17 protein-coding genes are annotated in these 16,076 nt (G+C 72.6%); 11 read left to right on the plus strand and 6 right to left on the minus strand.

Annotation, left to right across the window (positions count from 1 at the left end; genetic code table 11):
- Positions 1–87: 87 nt before the first annotated feature.
- From ACQ1X7_RS14190 to ilvD, 7 genes are all read left to right on the plus strand, one after another.
- A complete protein-coding gene (locus tag ACQ1X7_RS14190; protein ID WP_432478864.1) occupies positions 88–1,101 on the plus strand; it encodes an ATP-binding cassette domain-containing protein in 1,014 nt (337 codons plus the stop codon).
- Positions 1,098–1,952, plus strand: coding sequence for an ABC transporter permease (locus ACQ1X7_RS14195; protein WP_432478865.1), 855 nt, complete (start codon positions 1,098–1,100; stop codon positions 1,950–1,952). Before ACQ1X7_RS14190 ends, ACQ1X7_RS14195 begins: the two co-directional genes overlap by 4 nt.
- A 9-nt stretch (positions 1,953–1,961) precedes the next feature.
- The gene (locus ACQ1X7_RS14200) at positions 1,962–3,056 is read left to right on the plus strand and encodes an exo-alpha-sialidase (RefSeq protein ID WP_432478866.1); all 1,095 of its coding nucleotides are present in this window, start codon (positions 1,962–1,964) and stop codon (positions 3,054–3,056) included.
- A gap of 81 nt (positions 3,057–3,137) precedes the next feature.
- Entirely contained in the window at positions 3,138–4,781 is a 1,644-nt protein-coding gene (locus tag ACQ1X7_RS14205) for an alkaline phosphatase D family protein (RefSeq protein ID WP_432478867.1), read from the plus strand.
- A gap of 9 nt (positions 4,782–4,790) precedes the next feature.
- On the plus strand, positions 4,791–5,249 hold the full coding sequence (locus ACQ1X7_RS14210) for an SRPBCC family protein (protein WP_432478868.1): 459 nt from the start codon (positions 4,791–4,793) through the stop codon (positions 5,247–5,249).
- A gap of 295 nt (positions 5,250–5,544) precedes the next feature.
- On the plus strand, positions 5,545–6,084 hold the full coding sequence (locus tag ACQ1X7_RS14215) for a helix-turn-helix domain-containing protein (protein WP_432478869.1): 540 nt from the start codon (positions 5,545–5,547) through the stop codon (positions 6,082–6,084).
- Positions 6,085–6,094: 10 nt separating this feature from the next.
- On the plus strand, positions 6,095–7,789 hold the full coding sequence (gene ilvD / locus ACQ1X7_RS14220; RefSeq protein ID WP_432478870.1) for a dihydroxy-acid dehydratase: 1,695 nt from the start codon (positions 6,095–6,097) through the stop codon (positions 7,787–7,789).
- Between the two features lie 16 nt (positions 7,790–7,805).
- Here ilvD and ACQ1X7_RS14225 read toward each other — a convergent pair whose 3' ends face one another.
- From ACQ1X7_RS14225 to ACQ1X7_RS14240, 4 genes are read right to left on the minus strand one after another with little or no spacing between them, the layout of a single operon-like run.
- Positions 7,806–8,150, minus strand: a complete 345-nt coding sequence (locus tag ACQ1X7_RS14225; RefSeq protein WP_432478871.1) for a UBP-type zinc finger domain-containing protein — start codon at positions 8,148–8,150, stop codon at positions 7,806–7,808.
- Between the two features lie 29 nt (positions 8,151–8,179).
- Positions 8,180–8,827 carry a hypothetical protein gene (locus tag ACQ1X7_RS14230; RefSeq protein ID WP_432478872.1) on the minus strand — a complete coding sequence of 216 codons (648 nt, stop codon included), beginning with the start codon at positions 8,825–8,827 and terminating at the stop codon, positions 8,180–8,182.
- A 22-nt stretch (positions 8,828–8,849) separates the two neighbouring features.
- Positions 8,850–9,560, minus strand: a complete 711-nt coding sequence (locus ACQ1X7_RS14235; protein WP_432478873.1) for a hypothetical protein — start codon at positions 9,558–9,560, stop codon at positions 8,850–8,852.
- Entirely contained in the window at positions 9,547–10,170 is a 624-nt protein-coding gene (locus tag ACQ1X7_RS14240) for an RNA polymerase sigma factor (protein ID WP_432478874.1), read from the minus strand. The genes ACQ1X7_RS14235 and ACQ1X7_RS14240 overlap by 14 nt, the downstream gene beginning before the upstream one ends.
- Positions 10,171–10,260: 90 nt before the next feature.
- Here ACQ1X7_RS14240 and ACQ1X7_RS14245 point away from each other — a divergent pair, with 90 nt between their 5' ends.
- A complete protein-coding gene (locus ACQ1X7_RS14245) occupies positions 10,261–11,484 on the plus strand; it encodes a kynureninase (protein ID WP_432478875.1) in 1,224 nt (407 codons plus the stop codon).
- On the opposite strand, the gene ACQ1X7_RS14250 is transcribed toward ACQ1X7_RS14245, so the two are convergent.
- Together ACQ1X7_RS14250 and ACQ1X7_RS14255 are read right to left on the minus strand one after the other, a co-directional pair.
- On the minus strand, positions 11,481–12,473 hold the full coding sequence (locus ACQ1X7_RS14250) for an HAAS signaling domain-containing protein (RefSeq protein WP_432478876.1): 993 nt from the start codon (positions 12,471–12,473) through the stop codon (positions 11,481–11,483). The two genes, ACQ1X7_RS14245 and ACQ1X7_RS14250, sit on opposite strands and share 4 nt — an antisense overlap.
- Entirely contained in the window at positions 12,470–12,808 is a 339-nt protein-coding gene (locus ACQ1X7_RS14255; protein ID WP_432478877.1) for a PadR family transcriptional regulator, read from the minus strand. The genes ACQ1X7_RS14250 and ACQ1X7_RS14255 overlap by 4 nt, the downstream gene beginning before the upstream one ends.
- A gap of 99 nt (positions 12,809–12,907) precedes the next feature.
- Between ACQ1X7_RS14255 and ACQ1X7_RS14260 the strand changes: the two genes are divergently transcribed.
- The 3 genes from ACQ1X7_RS14260 (at position 12,908) to ilvN (ending at position 15,877) form a co-directional block, all read left to right on the plus strand.
- Entirely contained in the window at positions 12,908–13,327 is a 420-nt protein-coding gene (locus ACQ1X7_RS14260; protein ID WP_432478878.1) for a VOC family protein, read from the plus strand.
- A 235-nt stretch (positions 13,328–13,562) separates the two neighbouring features.
- Positions 13,563–15,314: an acetolactate synthase large subunit gene (locus ACQ1X7_RS14265; RefSeq protein WP_432478879.1), complete on the plus strand. Its 1,752-nt coding sequence runs from the start codon at positions 13,563–13,565 to the stop codon at positions 15,312–15,314.
- Entirely contained in the window at positions 15,311–15,877 is a 567-nt protein-coding gene (gene ilvN, locus ACQ1X7_RS14270) for an acetolactate synthase small subunit (protein WP_432478880.1), read from the plus strand. Before ACQ1X7_RS14265 ends, ilvN begins: the two co-directional genes overlap by 4 nt.
- Positions 15,878–16,076: the final 199 nt, after the last annotated feature.

Raw genomic sequence — 16,076 nt, forward strand, 5'->3', positions numbered from 1 at the left:
GTGCGACGCAATTCGGATGACCCTGTCAGTGGGCAGGGCTAGCGTCGCCTCCACAGGCCGACGACCATGCAACGGGGAGGACCACGCGTGACCACCACGGCAACCGGGACGAGTCAGGGCGCAGTGACGGCGGGCCCGGCGATCGAGGCCGAGGAGCTGGTGAAGCACTTCGGCGAGACGGTCGCCGTCGACGGGGTCAGCTTCAGCGTGCCCCGCGGCTCGGTGCTGGGCCTGCTCGGGCCCAACGGCGCAGGCAAGACCACGACCGTCCGCATGATGACGACGCTGACGACCCCGACGAGCGGCACCGCCCGGGTGGCCGGTCACGACGTCCTCCGCGAGCCCGACGCCGTACGACGGGCGATGGGCCTGACCGGCCAGACCGCGACCGTCGACGAGCTGCTGACCGGTCGGGAGAACCTCTGGCTGATCGGCAGCCTCTACGGCCTCGACCAGGCCACGATCCGGCGTCAGACCGACGAGCTGCTGGAGCGGTTCTCGCTGTCCGACGCCGGCGACCGCATCATCAAGACCTACTCCGGCGGCATGCGCCGCCGGCTCGACCTCGCGGTCAGCCTGATCGCCACCCCACCCGTGCTGTTCCTCGACGAGCCCACCACCGGGCTCGACCCCCGCAGCCGGGTGGAGCTCTGGGAGGTGCTGCGCGACCTCGTGCGCGACGGCACCACGCTGCTGCTCACGACCCAGTACCTCGAGGAGGCCGACCAGCTCGCCGACGACATCGTCGTCATCGACCACGGCACCGTGATCGCCCACGGCACCCCGCTCCAGCTCAAGGACGCCTCCGGCAAGGCGGCCCTGGTGGTGACCGTGTCACGACCCGACGACCTCGCCCAGGCGGCCGACCTGCTGCGCCCGGCCGTCCCCGAGCTCCACGTCGACGAGGCCGCCCGGACCCTCACCGCCCCCGCCGACGGTCTCTCCGACGTCACCCGCGTGGCGAACCTGTTCGACGGCTGCGGCATCGACCTCGACGACCTCGGGCTGCAGCGGCCCAGCCTCGACGACGTCTTCCTCCACCTCACCGGCCACCGCGCCGAGGAGGAGCCCACCGACGACCAGGAAGAGGCTTCGGCATGACCACCACCCGCAGCGACCTCGCCCACCACCCGTCCCTGGCGCGGCCCGAGATCCGCCGCACCGGGCTGCTGCGTCAGTCCTGGACGATCACGCGTCGCAACCTGATCCACATCCGGCGGATGCCCGAGATGCTGATGGACGTCACCATCCAGCCGGTCATGTTCGTGGTGCTGTTCGCCTACGTCTTCGGCGGCGCGATCGCCACCAACGCCCCGGCCGGCTACAAGGAATGGCTGATGGCCGGCATCATGGGCCAGACCATCGCCTTCGCCTCGTTCATCGTCGCCGTCGGACTCACCGCCGACATCGACAAGGGCATCGTCGACCGGATGCGCTCGCTGCCCATCCACAGCGCCGCGGTCCTGGTCGGTCGCAGCATCTCCAGCCTGATCCACTCCAGCATCGGCATCGTCGTCATGTCGCTGACCGGTCTGGTCATCGGCTGGCGGATCAGGGGCACCGTCCTCGAGGCGGTCGCCGGCTACGGGCTCCTGCTGCTGTGGGGCTTCGCGATGATCTGGCTGGGCATCCTGGTCGGCGCGTCGATGCGCTCGGTCGAGGCGGTCCAGGGCGTGATGTTCACGACCATCTTCCCGCTCACCTTCCTCTCCAACGCGTTCGCACCGACCGAGGCGATGGGCACGGTGCTCCGGACCATCGCCGAGTGGAACCCGATCTCGTCGTTGGTCCAGGCGCTGCGTGAGCTCTGGGGCAACACGGTTCCGGCGCCCCCGGACGCGGCGCTGCCGCTGCAGTACCCCGTCGTGGCGACCCTGATCTGGACCTTCGCCCTGACCGCGGCGCTGGCGCCGCTCTCGATCCGTGCGTTCAAGAAGCGCACCCAGCAGTAAGGAGTCCTCATGGCACCCGCCACCCTGCTCATGATCGGCACCCGCAAGGGGCTCTGGCTGGCGACCTCCGACGCGGAGCGCCGCGACTGGGAGGTGACCGGACCCCACTTCCCCATGGAGGAGGTCTACTCCGTCCTCCTCGACGCCAGGGGCGCGCAGCCGCGGCTGCTCGCGGGCTGCTCCTCGAGCTGGTTCGGCCCCCAGGTCCGCCGCTCCGACGACCTGGGCGCGACCTGGGACGAGACCCCCAACGGCGCCCTGCGGTTCCCCGACGACACGGGAACGGCGCTCGAGCGGGTGTGGCAGCTCGTCCCCGGGGTCGACGACGGCGTCGTGTGGGCCGGCACCGAGCCCGGGGCGATCTTCCGGTCCACCGACCGCGGCGAGACCTTCGAGCTGGTCCGCGGCCTGTGGGACCACCCCCAGCGCGCCGAGTGGGGCGCCGGGTTCGGTGGGCAGGCCTTCCACACGATCCTCCCGCACCCCGACGACGCGCAGTCGGTCCTCGCCGCGATCTCCACGGGCGGCGTCTACCGCACGTCCGACGGGGGCGAGTCGTGGTCGGCGTCCAACTCCGGCGTCAAGGCGGAGTTCATGCCGGGGGAGCGGAGCTACCCCGAGTTCGGGCAGTGCGTGCACAAGGTCGCCCGTGACTCCGGTGACCCCGACCGGCTGTTCCTCCAGAACCACGGGGGCGTCTACCGTTCCGACGACGGCGGCGGCACCTGGAACGACATCGCACCCGGTCTGCCCACCGAGTTCGGCTTCGCGATGGTCACCCACCCGCGCCGGACCGGCACCGCCTACACCTTCCCGATCAGCGACGCCGGCGCCCGCTGGCCGGTCGACGGTCACGCTCGGGTGTGGCGCACTGACGATGCCGGTGCCTCCTGGCAGGCGCTCGGCGACGGCGACCTGCCCGATGGCTACTTCGCGGCGGTGATGCGCGACGCGATGTGCGCCGACGCCCACGACCCGGCGGGCCTCTACTTCGGCGGGCGCAACGGCGCGGTGTGGGCCTCACCGGACGAGGGTGAGACGTGGAGCGAGGTCGTCTCCGGGCTGCCCGACGTGATGGTGGTGCGGGCGGCCGCGCTCTCCTGACCGCGGTGATGTCAGCCGTCGGGCGACGAGGGTTCACCGGCGTGTCACCCGCGCGACGCCCGGCTGCGCTGGGCTGCCCGCATGGATTCGACTCGGAGGACCCTGTTGCGCGGTGGCGCCCTCGCCACCCTCGTGCCTGCCGGCGCGCTCGCCGGCACCCGACCCTCGGCGGCGGCGCCCCCGCTGCCGGCCGACCCCTTCACCCTCGGCGTCGCGAGCGGAGACCCCGGCCCCGACGGCTTCGTCATCTGGACCCGGCTCGCGCCGGACCCGCTGGCCGACACCGGTCTCGGGGGGATGCCAGCGCGCGACCACCGGGTGGCCTGGCAGGTGGCGACCGATCCCGGTTTCCGGCGCGTGGTGCGCCGCGGCGTGGCGGTCGCCCGGCCCGAGGGTGCCCACAGCGTCCACGTCGAGGTCGGTGGCCTCCGGCCCGGCCGGGAGTACTGGTACCGGTTCCGGTGCGGACGCTGGCGCTCACCCGCGGGCCGCAGCCTGACCACGCCCGGAGTCGGCGACCGGGTGTCGTCGCTGACGATGGCGTTCGTCTCCTGCTCCAGCTACCAGCACGGCTACTTCACCGCCTACCGCCACCTCGCCGACGAGCAGCCCGACGTGGTGCTGCACCTCGGCGACTACCAGTACGAGGGTCCCGCCAACAACGGCGAGCGGTCCCACATCGGTGGGGAGACCGTCTCGCTGGCCGACTACCGCCGCCGCTACGCCCAGTACAAGACCGACCCCGACCTGCAGGCGGCCCACGCGACGTCGCCGTGGCTGCCGGTCTGGGACGACCACGAGCTCGACAACAACTACGCCGACGAGATCTCGGAGAACCCGAGCGAGCAGGGCTCCTTCCTGCAGCGTCGCGCCGACGCCTACCGCGCCTACTACGAGAACATGCCGCTGCGGCGCCGCTCGGTGCCCCGCGGCATCGACCTCCAGCTCTACCGCAGGGTGTCCTGGGGTCGGCTGGCCAGCTTCCACATGCTCGACACTCGTCAGTACCGCGACGACCAGGCCTGCGGCGACGGCTACCAGGAGTGCCCCGACGCCTTCGCGCCCGGTCGCAGCCTGCCCGGGTGGGAGCAGGAGCGTTGGCTGCTGGACGGTCTCCGGAGGTCGACGGCGACCTGGGACGTGCTCGGCCAGCAGGTCTTCTTCGGGCGCCGCGACGCCAACGCCGACCCGGCGGTCGAGCAGGTCTCGATGGACGCCTGGGACGGCTACCACGCCTCCCGCGACCGGATGATCGCGGGCATGGAGACCGGCCGGGTGCGCAATCCCGTGGTCGTCACCGGTGACGTGCACGCCCACTGGGCCTCCGAGGTCTTCCGCGACCAGGACGACCCCGACTCCGGAATCGTGGCCTCGGAGTTCGTCACCAGCTCGATCACGACCGGGGGCGACGGCTACGACAAGCCCGACGGGCAGCACCCGTGGGCGGCGTACAACCCGAACCTGAGGTTCTGGACCAACTTGCGCGGCTACGTCAGCACCCGGATCACGCCGAGCGAGATGACGGTCGACTACCGTTGCGTCAGGTTCGTCCAGCAGCCGAGGTCCGAGGTCTTCACCCGCGCCAGCTACGTGGTGGAGGACGGGGTGCGCGGGATGCAGCAGACCGCCGACAACCCTCTGGTCTCGGCCCGGTTCGCACCCCCCTCGGACCGGCAGATCATCGAGGACACCTTGCGGGAGGAGACCGGCCGTCCCCAGGGCTAGAGTCGGAGTATGGCCGGCTACACGATCACCCGCTCCATCGACGTCGATGCGGAGCCGAGCACCCTGCACGCCCTGGTCGACGACTTCCACGAGTGGACCAAGTGGTCCCCCTGGGAGGACGTCGACCCGGCCCTGCAGCGCACGTACTCCGGCGCGGAGCGCGGCGTCGGCGCCCACTACGCCTGGTCCGGCAACCGCAGGGCCGGCCAGGGGTCGATGGAGATCGTGGGCTCCACCCCCGAGCAGATCGCGGTGAAGCTGGTGTTCGAGAAGCCGTGGAAGGCCGAGAACCCCGTCGAGTTCAGCTTCGCGCCGACCGGCGCCGGCACCCGCGTCACCTGGACGATGAGCGGTGAGAACACGGGCATGGCCGCGGTCTTCGCCAAGGTGTTCAACATGGACAAGATGCTCGGCAAGGACTTCGACAAGGGCCTCGCCCGCCTCAAGGCCGTCGCCGAGGAAGGCTGACCCGCCGCCCACCGCCCCGCCGCCCGACCCCTCTTCCTCGCGCTGTGACCTGCCTCGCTGAGCGACCCAGGTTCGACCTGCCTCGCTGGGCGACCCAGGTTCGACCTGCCTCGCTGGGCGACCCAGGTCGCAGGGGACGACGAGCCCCGATCTGCCGGCCCCAGAAACCCGCCTGGCGGCGGCACCACCTGGCCGGGACGGGTGCCCACCTGTGGAGTACGAACGGGCAGCCCCCGCCACGCCCCGACGACGCGTTGGATGGGAGGCACCATCACCAGCCGACGGAGACGGAGTAGTGCCACCCCTCACCTCACCCACCCGCCGCTCCCGGCTGCCGGACCTGGTCCGGCGGGCCCGACGCCTGACGGGCCTGTCCCAGCGTGGCCTCGCCGACCGGCTCGGGATCAGCCACTCCACGGTCGCCCGCTGGGAGACCGGCGTCACCAGTCCCGACCTCGCCACCTTCGAGCGGCTCGCGGGCCTGGCCGGGCTCCGGCTGGTGGCCGTCGACGCCGAGGGTGAGGTCGTGGAGCCGATGCGGGCCGACGCCGCCCGCGACCGCGCCGGACGCCGCTACCCCTCGCACCTCGACCCGCACGCACGCGAGTGGCGCGTACCGCCCGGGGTCCACATGACAGGGGAGTGGGCCGAGGCCTGGCGACGGGCCGCGGAGGAGCAGCGGCCCCGGGTGCGCTTCGAGCACGCCGCGTGGCGGGACCTGCTCCGCGGCCTGCTCGGCGTGCCGCCCGACCACCCGACCCGGGCGGCGCTGGTGGCCGAGGTCCGCGCCTGGCTCGGTGAGACGTCCCACGACGAGCCGGAGGCACCCGACTAGCCTCGGCTGCATGACCCACGCCGCGGAACCCAAGGTCGACCTCAAGCCCCGCTCGCGGGACGTCACCGACGGCCTGGAGAAGGCCGCCGCCCGGGGGATGCTGCGTGCCGTCGGCATGGGGGACGACGACTGGGAGAAGCCCCAGATCGGGGTCGCGTCGAGCTGGAACGAGATCACGCCCTGCAACCTGTCGCTGCAGCGGCTCGCCCAGTCCGCCAAGAACGGCGTCCACGCCGCCGGCGGCTACCCGCTGGAGTTCGGCACCATCTCGGTCTCCGACGGCATCTCGATGGGCCACGAGGGCATGCACTTCTCGCTCGTCTCGCGGGAGGTGATCGCCGACTCCGTCGAGACCGTGATGATGGCCGAACGGCTCGACGGCTCGGTGCTGCTCGCCGGCTGCGACAAGTCGCTGCCGGGGATGCTGATGGCGGCGGCACGACTCGACCTCGCCAGCGTCTTCCTGTACGCCGGCACCATCCTCCCGGGCCAGGTCGACGGCGAGGACGTCACGATCATCGACGCCTTCGAGGCCGTCGGCGCCTGCCTGGCCGGCAAGATCTCCCGCGAGCAGGTCGACAAGGTCGAGCGCGCGATCTGCCCCGGCGAGGGTGCCTGCGGCGGCGCCTACACGGCCAACACGATGGCCAGCGTGGCCGAGGCGCTCGGCCTGGCGCTGCCCGGCTCCTCGACACCACCGGCGGTCGACCGTCGCCGGGACGGGATCGCCCACCGCTCGGGGGAGGCCGTCGTGGAGATGCTGCGGCGCGGCATCACCGCCCGCCAGATCCTCACCCGCGAGGCCTTCGAGAACGCGATCGCGATGGCGATGGCCCTCGGCGGCTCCACCAACTCGGTCCTGCACCTCCTGGCCATCGCCCGCGAGGCGGAGGTCGACCTGACCCTCGAGGACTTCACCCGGATCGGCGAGCGGGTGCCCCACCTCGCCGACATGAAGCCGTTCGGACGCTACGTCTGGGTCGACTTCGACCGGGTCGGTGGGATCCCCGTCGTCATGAAGGCGCTGCTCGACGCCGGCCTGATGCACGGCGACGCGCTCACGGTCACCGGGAAGACGCTGGCCGAGAACCTCGCCGAGATCGACCCGCCCTCGCTCGACGGCCGGATCGTGCGGTCGCTCGAGAAGCCGATCCACCGCACCGGCGGCCTCACCATCCTCAACGGGTCGCTGGCGCCCGAGGGTGCGGTCGTCAAGAGCGCCGGTTTCGACGACTCGACGTTCACCGGCACCGCCCGGGTGTTCGACGGCGAGCGAGCCGCGCTCGACGCCCTCGCCGAGGGTGCCATCGTCGCCGGCGACGTGGTGGTGATCCGCTACGAGGGTCCCAAGGGCGGGCCGGGCATGCGCGAGATGCTCGCGATCACCGGTGCCATCAAGGGAGCCGGACTGGGCAAGGACGTGCTGCTGGTCACCGACGGCCGGTTCTCCGGCGGGACGACCGGCCTGTGCGTCGGGCACATCGCGCCGGAGGCGGTCGACGCCGGTCCCATCGCGTTCGTCCGGGACGGCGACCAGGTCACGCTCGACGTCGCCCACCGCAGGCTCGACCTCGACGTCGACGCCGAGGAGCTGGAGTCTCGCCGCGAGGGGTGGGAGCCGCTGCCTCCCAAGTACACCCGTGGGGTGCTGGGCAAGTACGCCCAGGTCGTGCAGTCCGCTGCCCACGGGGCGGTCTGCGGCTGACCCCGGCCGGCGCCCGTCAATGCAGGTGGGAACGCCAGTCGGACGGCACCCGGTCGGCCGGGCCTGGTGACGGCTGGTCCCCGGGACGCGAGGTCGGCGGGGCCAGCGGAGGCAGCAGCACGCGCACCTCGCGGGCGTAGTCCCACCCCCAGTCCTCGCCGGGCTCGAAGCTCTGGACCACGGGGTGCCCGCTCTCCCGGAAGTGCGCGGTCGCGTGCCGGGCGGGTGAGGAGTCGCAGCACCCGACGTGGCCGCACTCCGTGCAGCGACGCAGGTGCACCCACCAGCCGCCGGCGGCGTCGCACTCGGTGCAGCCGGTGCCGCTCGGCGGCACCTCGGGGTCGACGTGCTCCAGGGCCATGCGGCCAGTGTGCCGCAGGGCGGGCCGGTTCAGACAGGCCGTGCTGGATGCAGTCCGCGCCGGCGGCGGAACCACCACCCCGTGCCCGCGAGCAGCCCCAGCCCGACCAGCACCGCCGACCCGGTCACCACCAGGGCCAGGCCGGGCGACGACGTGGGCGGAGTCGCTGGGGGAGACTCGGCCGCCACCGCGGCGTCGGCCCCGTCGACCGGGTCCGCGGCGCCGGCCGGCTCCGTCGCCCCGAGCGAGACCAGCTGCCGCGTGAGCTCGGTGCCGCCGGCCCACCAGCCGGCCGCGAGCGGCTCGCCCCACAACCGCTGTCCGTCCGGCACCTCGGCCCACGCCCCTCCTTCGGCGAACGGGTACGCGTGGCTCACGATCATCAGCGTGTCGCCCTCGTACCAGGAGAGCGTGTACCGCGGGCCGAGGTCGGCGGACGTCAGGTCCGGGTGGTCGCCGAGCTGGCCGTCGCCGAAGATCCCGTAGATGCCGGCGGCCTCCGACAGCGAGCCGACGTCGACGTCGTCGGTACGTTGCGTGAAGCCGAGCCGGCGGTCGTCGATCCCCGGTCCCGTCACGGTGACCTCGGTGGCGCCCTTGGCGAAGGCCGGGGCGGTGGTGGCCGGCACGGCAAGGATCGCCAGCAGCAGCGAGAGCAAGGTCAGGAGTCGTCTCATGACCCTGCTACACCGCCGGTCGTCAGCCGGTTCCCTCGACCGGGTTGACGGACCTCGCGACGGCGACGGCCTGGCGCCGGGTGAGCTGCTCGCCCTCGAGCCGGAGGGTGACGCCGTCGACGCTCTCCCAGAAGAGTGTCCTCCCCGCCAGCCGCGCGGTGGCATGGACGACCTCGCCGTCCCGGTCGACGTACATCAGGTCGTGGGGTTCCGGGATCCACCAGCCGGGCACGCCGTCGAGGTCCACGGTGACCACGTCGACCTCGCCGACCTGCTTCTCGAACACCGGGCCGACGGTGCCGTCGAACTGGTCGAGCACCAGGCGGCCGTCGCGCCACTCCATCGACACGACCCGCCCCTCGTCGGCGACCCGGAGCTGCTCGGGCTCCGCGAGCGCGTCGGGGGCCGACAGCGGGAAGGCGGCCTCGGCGGCCGCGCGGCTGAGGTCGGTCGCGTGGGTACCGGGCAGCGGCTGCTCGGGCTCGGGGGCGGAGTCGGGCCGGTCGTCGGAGAGCTCGATCCCGGCGAGCTCCAGCAGGTCCACGGCCACCGCGCGGACCTGGGGAGAGAGGGCCAGCCCGGCCACCAGCACCGCGGCGGCCGCTACGAGGACGACCAGGCGGCGACGTGGAGGTGTCGGGGCGTCGAGCCGGGCGAGCACGACGTCGGCCAGGTCGGTGCGGACCGGCGGTGCGACCCGCTCGGCGACCCTCGTCAGCTCATCCTCGAGCATCGTCCACCTCCAGCTCGGTGAGGGCGGTGCGCAGCCGGGCGAGGGCGCGCGAGGCCCGGGACTTGGCGGTGCCGCGCGGGATGCGCAGCGCCGCCGCGGTCTCGCGCTCGTCGAGCCCGAGGAACCAGCGACAGACGACGACGTCGCGTTCGGCCGGCCGGAGGGTCCGGACGGCGGCGAGCACGGCGCGCTCCCGCTCGTGCGCCTCCGCGTCGGTGGTGGGGTCGGTGGACGCGCTCGGCTCCAGGGCGCGGAGCGCCCGGGCGTCGCGGCGGGAACGCGAGCGGACCTCGTTGCGGGTCCGGTTGACCACGATCCGCAGCAGCCAGGGACGGAACGGCGCGTCGGGCCGGAACCGACCGATCGCCCGCCATGCGCTCACGAACGCCTCCTGCACGACGTCGTCGGTGTCCGGCCCGGCGCCGAACCACGCCGCGGCCCGGGTCGCGGCAGCACCGTGCCGGGCGACCAGTCGCCCGAACGCGTCCCGGTCACCTGCCTGGGCCAGGCGTACGTCCGCCGAGTCGCGGTCGTCCGCCGTGGTGGTCTCCTCGGTCGTCGTACTGCTCCTACACCGCCGGGCGCCTCGTGGTTCCCGAGGCGGTGGCACCGGCACGATCACAGCACACCCCGGCGGGCGCAGGGAGGCGTCGGCCGGCCGTGGTGGGTCCACGGTGCGGCCATGGGGTAGACAGTCCCCGTGGACGCCGCTTCCCTCGACGCCGCCGACCCGCTGGCGCACCTGCGCGACCGCTTCGTCGGGGCGGAGACCGACCTGGTCTACTTCGACGGCAACTCGCTCGGGCGTCCGCTGCGCAGATCCGGGGAGAGCCTCGCGGGGTTCGTCGCCGGGGCGTGGGGGAGTCGCCTGATCCGCGGCTGGGACGAGGAGTGGTTCGACCTGCCGCTGACCCTGGGCGACGAGATCGGCCGGGTGGCGCTCGGAGCCGCCCCCGGGCAGGTGGCGGTCGGCGACTCGACCACGGTGCTGCTGTACAAGGCGATGCGCGCGGCGGTGGCCGCCCGACCCGGCCGGACCGAGATCGTGCTCCACCGCGACGAGTTCCCCACCGACCGCTACGTCGCCGACGGGGTGGCGCGCGAGTGCGGCCTGACCGTGCGCTGGATCGACACCGACCCGGCCGCAGGGGTGACCCCCGACCAGGTCGCCGAGGCCGTCGGTGAGCAGACCGCGTTGGTGTCGCTGAGCCACGTGGCCTACCGCTCGGCGTGGCTGGCGGACGCGGAGGCGGTGACCCGGGTCGTCCACGACGCCGGGGCGCTGATGCTGTGGGACCTCTCGCACGCGGGCGGGTCGGTGCCGGTCGAGCTCGACGCGTGGGGTGTCGACCTGGCGGTCGGGTGCACCTACAAGTACCTCAACGGTGGCCCGGGGTCGCCCGCCTACGTCTACCTCGCCACCCGCCATCACGAGGCGCTGACCCAACCGGTCCAGGGCTGGATGGGCTCGACCGACCCGTTCGTCATGGGGCCGGCGTACGCACCGGTCGCCGGTGTCCGCCGTTTCCTGTCCGGGACGCCGCCGGTCCTGGCGATGGTACCGCTGCGGGACATGGTGGCGATGCTGGCCGAGGTCGGGATCGACGCGGTCCGCCAGAAGTCGGTGGCGCTGACCTCGTACGCCGTGGCGCTGGCCGACGAGCAGCTGGCCCCGCTCGGCGTCGAGGTCGCCTCACCGCGCGACCCCGCGCGCCGCGGCGGCCACGTCACCCTCGCGCACCCCGCGATGGCGCAGGTCGTTGCCGCGCTGTGGCGACGCGACGTGATCCCGGACTACCGCGAGCCCGGCGGCCTCCGGGTCGGCCTCTCGCCGCTGTCCACCTCGTTCGCCGAGGTCCACCGCGGGATCGCCGCCGTGCGCGAGGAGCTGGAGCGGCAGGCCTCGGCAGCCAGAGGCAGCTAGCCGGCGGCGCGGCGCCGGTAGGCGAGGTGGCCGGCCACGGCGTCCCAGATGCTGATCGCCACCACGGCCAGCGTCACCAGCAGCACGATCGACTCGGTCGTCGTGGCCGCCGCGGCGGGGTCGTCGGCCCGGACGAAGAGCTCGGGGTTGGCGAGCTGCTGGGTGTCGACCAGCACCGCCATGAACGCCCCGATCACCAGGTCGAGGGTGACCGAGAACGTCGTCACGGCCGTGGTCCAGTTGCCGACGGCGTACTTCACGACCTCCAGCACGAGGCAGGCGACCATCAGGCCGACGAGCACCCAGAGCCAGTCGGCCCACAGGGCGGGGTTGAGCATCGGCACCGGCTCGCCGTCGACCCCGTCCACGGGGGACCGGAACTGCTGCCACGGGAACCAGAGCAGCACGATCAGGACCAACCCGAGCCCACTCACGAGCTCGGTGACACCGAGCGTCCGCTGCTTCGGCAGCGCCGGGAGCCGGTCGACCGTCCAGGGTTCCCCGCCCCCTTCGCCGGGGGCGCCGGCGCCGCTGCGCTCGAGCAGCCAGAAGACGAGCGTCAGCCAGAACGTGATCTGCACGCCGACCGCGAACGCGGTCCCGACCCCGTCGACGACGACCGCGGCCGTCTTCTGGTCGCCTGCCCAGAGGCCGGCGGCGATCGAGGCGACGCCGACGATCGGCGGGACGATGAGGAGCAGGGTGCGGAGCACCTGCCACCACGCGTCGAAGAAGGCCGGCCCGACCAGGTACCGGGGTCCGGCGTGGTACTCCCGTGACAGCGCTGCGGGATCCCCCAGGCCGGTCAGGACCTCACGGACGACCGTCTCGCGGTCGGCCCCGGGGGACGCGGCCTGCCGGTCCTCGACCTGGTCGAGGATGCTCGCCCGCAGCTCGTCGGCGACGTCGTCCCGCTGGTCGGCCGGCAGCCGCGACCCGACGGCGGCGACGTAGCGCTCGACGAGCGGGTCGGTCAGGGTGGTGGTCATCGGGTGCTCCCTTCCAGGGCCGCGCGGACGCGGACGTCGAGGTCGGTCCACTCCCGCGCGAGCGCGTCGCGCGCGGCGTGGCCGTCGTCGGTGAGGACGTAGAACTTGCGGGGTCGCGCCTCGTCGGTGTTCCACTCGCTGGTCAGCAGGCCCTTCCTCTCGAGGCGCCGCAGCAGCGGGTAGAGCGTGTTCGCGTCCACCTCGAACCCGGCGTCCTCGAGCGTGCTGAGCAGTGCGTAGCCGTAGCGGGGCTCGCCCATCAGGCAGAGGCACGCCAGCACCACGGTGCCGCGTCGCAGCTCCGCGACGTGGGTGGCGATCAGCTCGCTGTCCATGCCAGGCACAATAGTGTGTGACACACACTATTGCAAGGTCGCACGTCACCGTACGTCGTGCCATCAAGCGCGCCGGTTCGACATGACAGGCTCGTGGGCATGGATCCGCGCGTCTCGTTCGTCACCCTCGCCGTCGCCGACCTGGCCGCGACCCGTCGGTTCTACGTCGACGGGCTGGGCTGGGAGCCGGACTTCGAGCACGAGGACGAGGTCCTGATGTTCGAGGTGGCCGACAAGGTGGTGCTCTCGCTGTGGGCCGAGTGGGGCTTCGAGGCCGAGGTCGGTCCGGTGCGCCGGGGGAGCGGCATCGTGCCGATCACCCTGGCCCACAACCTGGCGACCAGGCCGGAGGTCGACGGGGTGCTGGCCGTCGCCCGCGCGGCCGGGTCGCCCGAGGTCTCCGACGCCGTCGAACGCGAGTGGGGCGGCTACACCGGTTACTTCGCCGACCCGGACGGCTTCCGGTGGGAGGTGGCCCACAACCCCGGGCCGATCGGCCAGCGGGTGCTGCCCGACTGAGCCAACATGTGGGACCGGCGTCCTGCGATCCGAGACGCCTGTCACACTCGGGTGACGGGCCGACGAGCCGCGGCGTACGCTTCCGGCATGCTGCACCAGCTTCTTGTACGCCACGGACGCGCCGACTGATCGCACGATCCGCCGACGCGTCACCCCTCGTTGCCTGGCAACTGAGGGGCCTTTTCATTTCTGCACCGTTTGTTGGCCACGAGGGACGAGGGACAGGGCACCACACATGACCGAGATGACCGGCGCGCAGAGCCTGATCGCGTCGCTGGAGGCGGCCGGGGCCGAGCACGTCTTCGGCATCCCCGGCGGCGCCATCCTGCCGGCGTACGACCCCCTGATGGACTCCACGATCCGCCACGTGCTGGTTCGCCACGAGCAGGGCGCGGGCCACGCCGCCCAGGGGTACGCCGTCGCCACCGGCCGGGTCGGAGTCTGCATGGCGACCTCGGGCCCCGGCGCGACCAACCTCGTGACACCGATCGCGGACGCCCACATGGACTCGGTGCCGATCGTCGCCGTCACCGGCCAGGTCGGTGCGGCCGCCATCGGGACCGACGCCTTCCAGGAGGCCGACATCCGCGGCATCACGATGCCGATCACCAAGCACAACTTCCTGGTGACCGACCCGGCCGACATCCCACGGACGGTCGCCGAGGCGTTCTACATCGCCGCCACGGGGCGTCCCGGCCCGGTGCTGGTCGACGTGGCGAAGTCGGCGCTCACGGCGACCACGTCGCACGCGTGGCCGGGGGAGCTGCACCTGCCCGGCTACCGACCCGTGACCCGACCCCACTCCAAGCAGATCCGCGAGGCGGCCCGGTTGATCCTCGAGGCCCGGCGGCCGGTGCTCTACGTCGGCGGCGGCGTCATCCGCGCGCGGGCCACCGCCGAGCTCGCGCGCCTGGCCGAGCTCACCGGGATGCCGGTGCTCACGACGCTGATGGCTCGCGGCGCGTTCCCCGACAGCCACCCGCAGCACCTCGGCATGCCGGGGATGCACGGCACCGTCGCGGCGGTCGCCGGGCTCCAGAAGAGCGACCTGATCATCAGCCTCGGCGCCCGGTTCGACGACCGGGTCACCGGCAACCTGGCGTCGTTCGCCCCGGGTGCGCAGGTCATCCACGCCGACATCGACCCGGCCGAGATCGGCAAGAACCGGCACGCCGACGTCCCGATCGTGGGTGACTGCCGCGAGGTGATCTCCGACCTGGTCGTCGCGCTGCAGGCCGAGGCCGAGCAGGGGCGGACTGGCGACTACGAGTCCTGGGTGGCGTTCCTGGCCGGGGTGAAGCAGCAGTACCCGCTCGGCTACGACGCCCCGGCCGACGGTTCCCTGGCCCCCCAGCTGGTGACCGAGCGGCTCGGCGCGATCGCCGGGCCGGACGCGGTCTACTGCGCCGGGGTCGGCCAGCACCAGATGTGGGCGGCCCACTTCGTGGGGTACGAGAAGCCCAACACGTGGATCAACTCCGGCGGCCTCGGGACCATGGGCTTCGCGGTCCCGGCCGCGATGGGGGCCAAGGTCGGTCGCCCCGACGCGACCGTGTGGGCGATCGACGGTGACGGGTGCTTCCAGATGACCAACCAGGAGCTCGCCACCTGCGCGATCAACGACATCCCGATCAAGGTCGCTGTCATCAACAACGAGTCGCTGGGCATGGTCCGGCAGTGGCAGACGCTGTTCTACAGCGAGCGCTACTCCAACACCGACCTGCAGCGCGTCGGGGAGCCCGTCCGGATCCCCGACTTCCCCAAGCTGGCCGAGGCGTACGGCTGCGTCGGGCTGTCCTGCGACGACCCCGACGACGTCGACGCCACCATCGAGAAGGCGATGGAGATCGACGACGTCCCGGTGGTGGTCGACTTCCGGGTCCACCGCGACGCGATGGTGTGGCCGATGGTCGCCGCTGGCGCCTCCAACGACGACATCCAGTACGCCCGCGACCTCGCCCCCGACTTCGAGGAGGACGAACTGTGAACGGGCCCACGACCCACACGCTGTCGGTCCTCGTCGAGAACAAGCCGGGTGTGCTCGCCCGGATCGCCGGGCTGTTCAGCCGCCGCGGGTTCAACATCCACTCGCTCGCGGTGGGGCCGACCGAGCACGCCGCGATCTCCCGGATGACGATCGTGGTCAACGTCGACGAGTCGCCCCTCGAGCAGGTCACCAAGCAGCTCAACAAGCTGGTCGAGGTGATCAAGGTCGTCGAGCTCGACGACCCCGCCTCGGTCAACCGCGAGCTGCTGCTGGTCAAGCTCCGCGCCGACACCGCGACCCGCGGCCAGGTGCTGGACGCCGTACAGCTGTTCAAGGCGCGGGTGGTCGACGTGGCCCCGGACGCAGTGACCGTCGAGGTGACCGGCAACGCCGACAAGCTCGCCGGTTTCCTCAAGGTGGTCGAGCCGTTCGGCATCCGCGAGCTCGTCCAGTCCGGGATGGTCGCGATCGGTCGGGGCTCCCGCTCGATCTCCGAGCGCACCCTGCGACCGGTGCCCGTCCCGGCCCCACCGCCCGGCCGCAAGGCCGCTCCCGCCGGCTGACGTCGGCCGGCCCGCACCGGAGGTTGAGGTGCGAGGGCCGTACCCCCGACGGAGGTTGAGGTGCGAGGGCCGTACCCCCGACGGAGGTTGAGGTGCGAGGGCCGTACCCCCGACGGAGGTTGAGGTGCGAGGGCCGTACCCCCGACGGAGGTTGAGGTGCGAGGGCCGTACCCCCGACGGAGGTTGAGGTGCGAGGGCC

The sequence above is a fragment of the Nocardioides sp. GXQ0305 genome (assembly GCF_050880345.1).
GTDB lineage: Bacteria > Actinomycetota > Actinomycetes > Propionibacteriales > Nocardioidaceae > Nocardioides.

Coding starts and splice junctions, on each gene's coding strand:
- ACQ1X7_RS14195 (WP_432478865.1), top strand. CDS start 1,098: ATGACCACCACCCGCAGCGACCTCGCCCACCACCCGTCCCTGGCGCGG.
- ACQ1X7_RS14200 (WP_432478866.1), top strand. CDS start 1,962: ATGGCACCCGCCACCCTGCTCATGATCGGCACCCGCAAGGGGCTCTGG.
- ACQ1X7_RS14205 (WP_432478867.1), top strand. CDS start 3,138: ATGGATTCGACTCGGAGGACCCTGTTGCGCGGTGGCGCCCTCGCCACC.
- ACQ1X7_RS14210 (WP_432478868.1), top strand. CDS start 4,791: ATGGCCGGCTACACGATCACCCGCTCCATCGACGTCGATGCGGAGCCG.
- ilvD (WP_432478870.1), top strand. CDS start 6,095: ATGACCCACGCCGCGGAACCCAAGGTCGACCTCAAGCCCCGCTCGCGG.
- ACQ1X7_RS14225 (WP_432478871.1), bottom strand. CDS start 8,150: ATGGCCCTGGAGCACGTCGACCCCGAGGTGCCGCCGAGCGGCACCGGC.
- ACQ1X7_RS14230 (WP_432478872.1), bottom strand. CDS start 8,827: ATGAGACGACTCCTGACCTTGCTCTCGCTGCTGCTGGCGATCCTTGCC.
- ACQ1X7_RS14235 (WP_432478873.1), bottom strand. CDS start 9,560: ATGCTCGAGGATGAGCTGACGAGGGTCGCCGAGCGGGTCGCACCGCCG.
- ACQ1X7_RS14250 (WP_432478876.1), bottom strand. CDS start 12,473: ATGACCACCACCCTGACCGACCCGCTCGTCGAGCGCTACGTCGCCGCC.
- ACQ1X7_RS14255 (WP_432478877.1), bottom strand. CDS start 12,808: ATGGACAGCGAGCTGATCGCCACCCACGTCGCGGAGCTGCGACGCGGC.
- ACQ1X7_RS14260 (WP_432478878.1), top strand. CDS start 12,908: ATGGATCCGCGCGTCTCGTTCGTCACCCTCGCCGTCGCCGACCTGGCC.
- ACQ1X7_RS14265 (WP_432478879.1), top strand. CDS start 13,563: ATGACCGAGATGACCGGCGCGCAGAGCCTGATCGCGTCGCTGGAGGCG.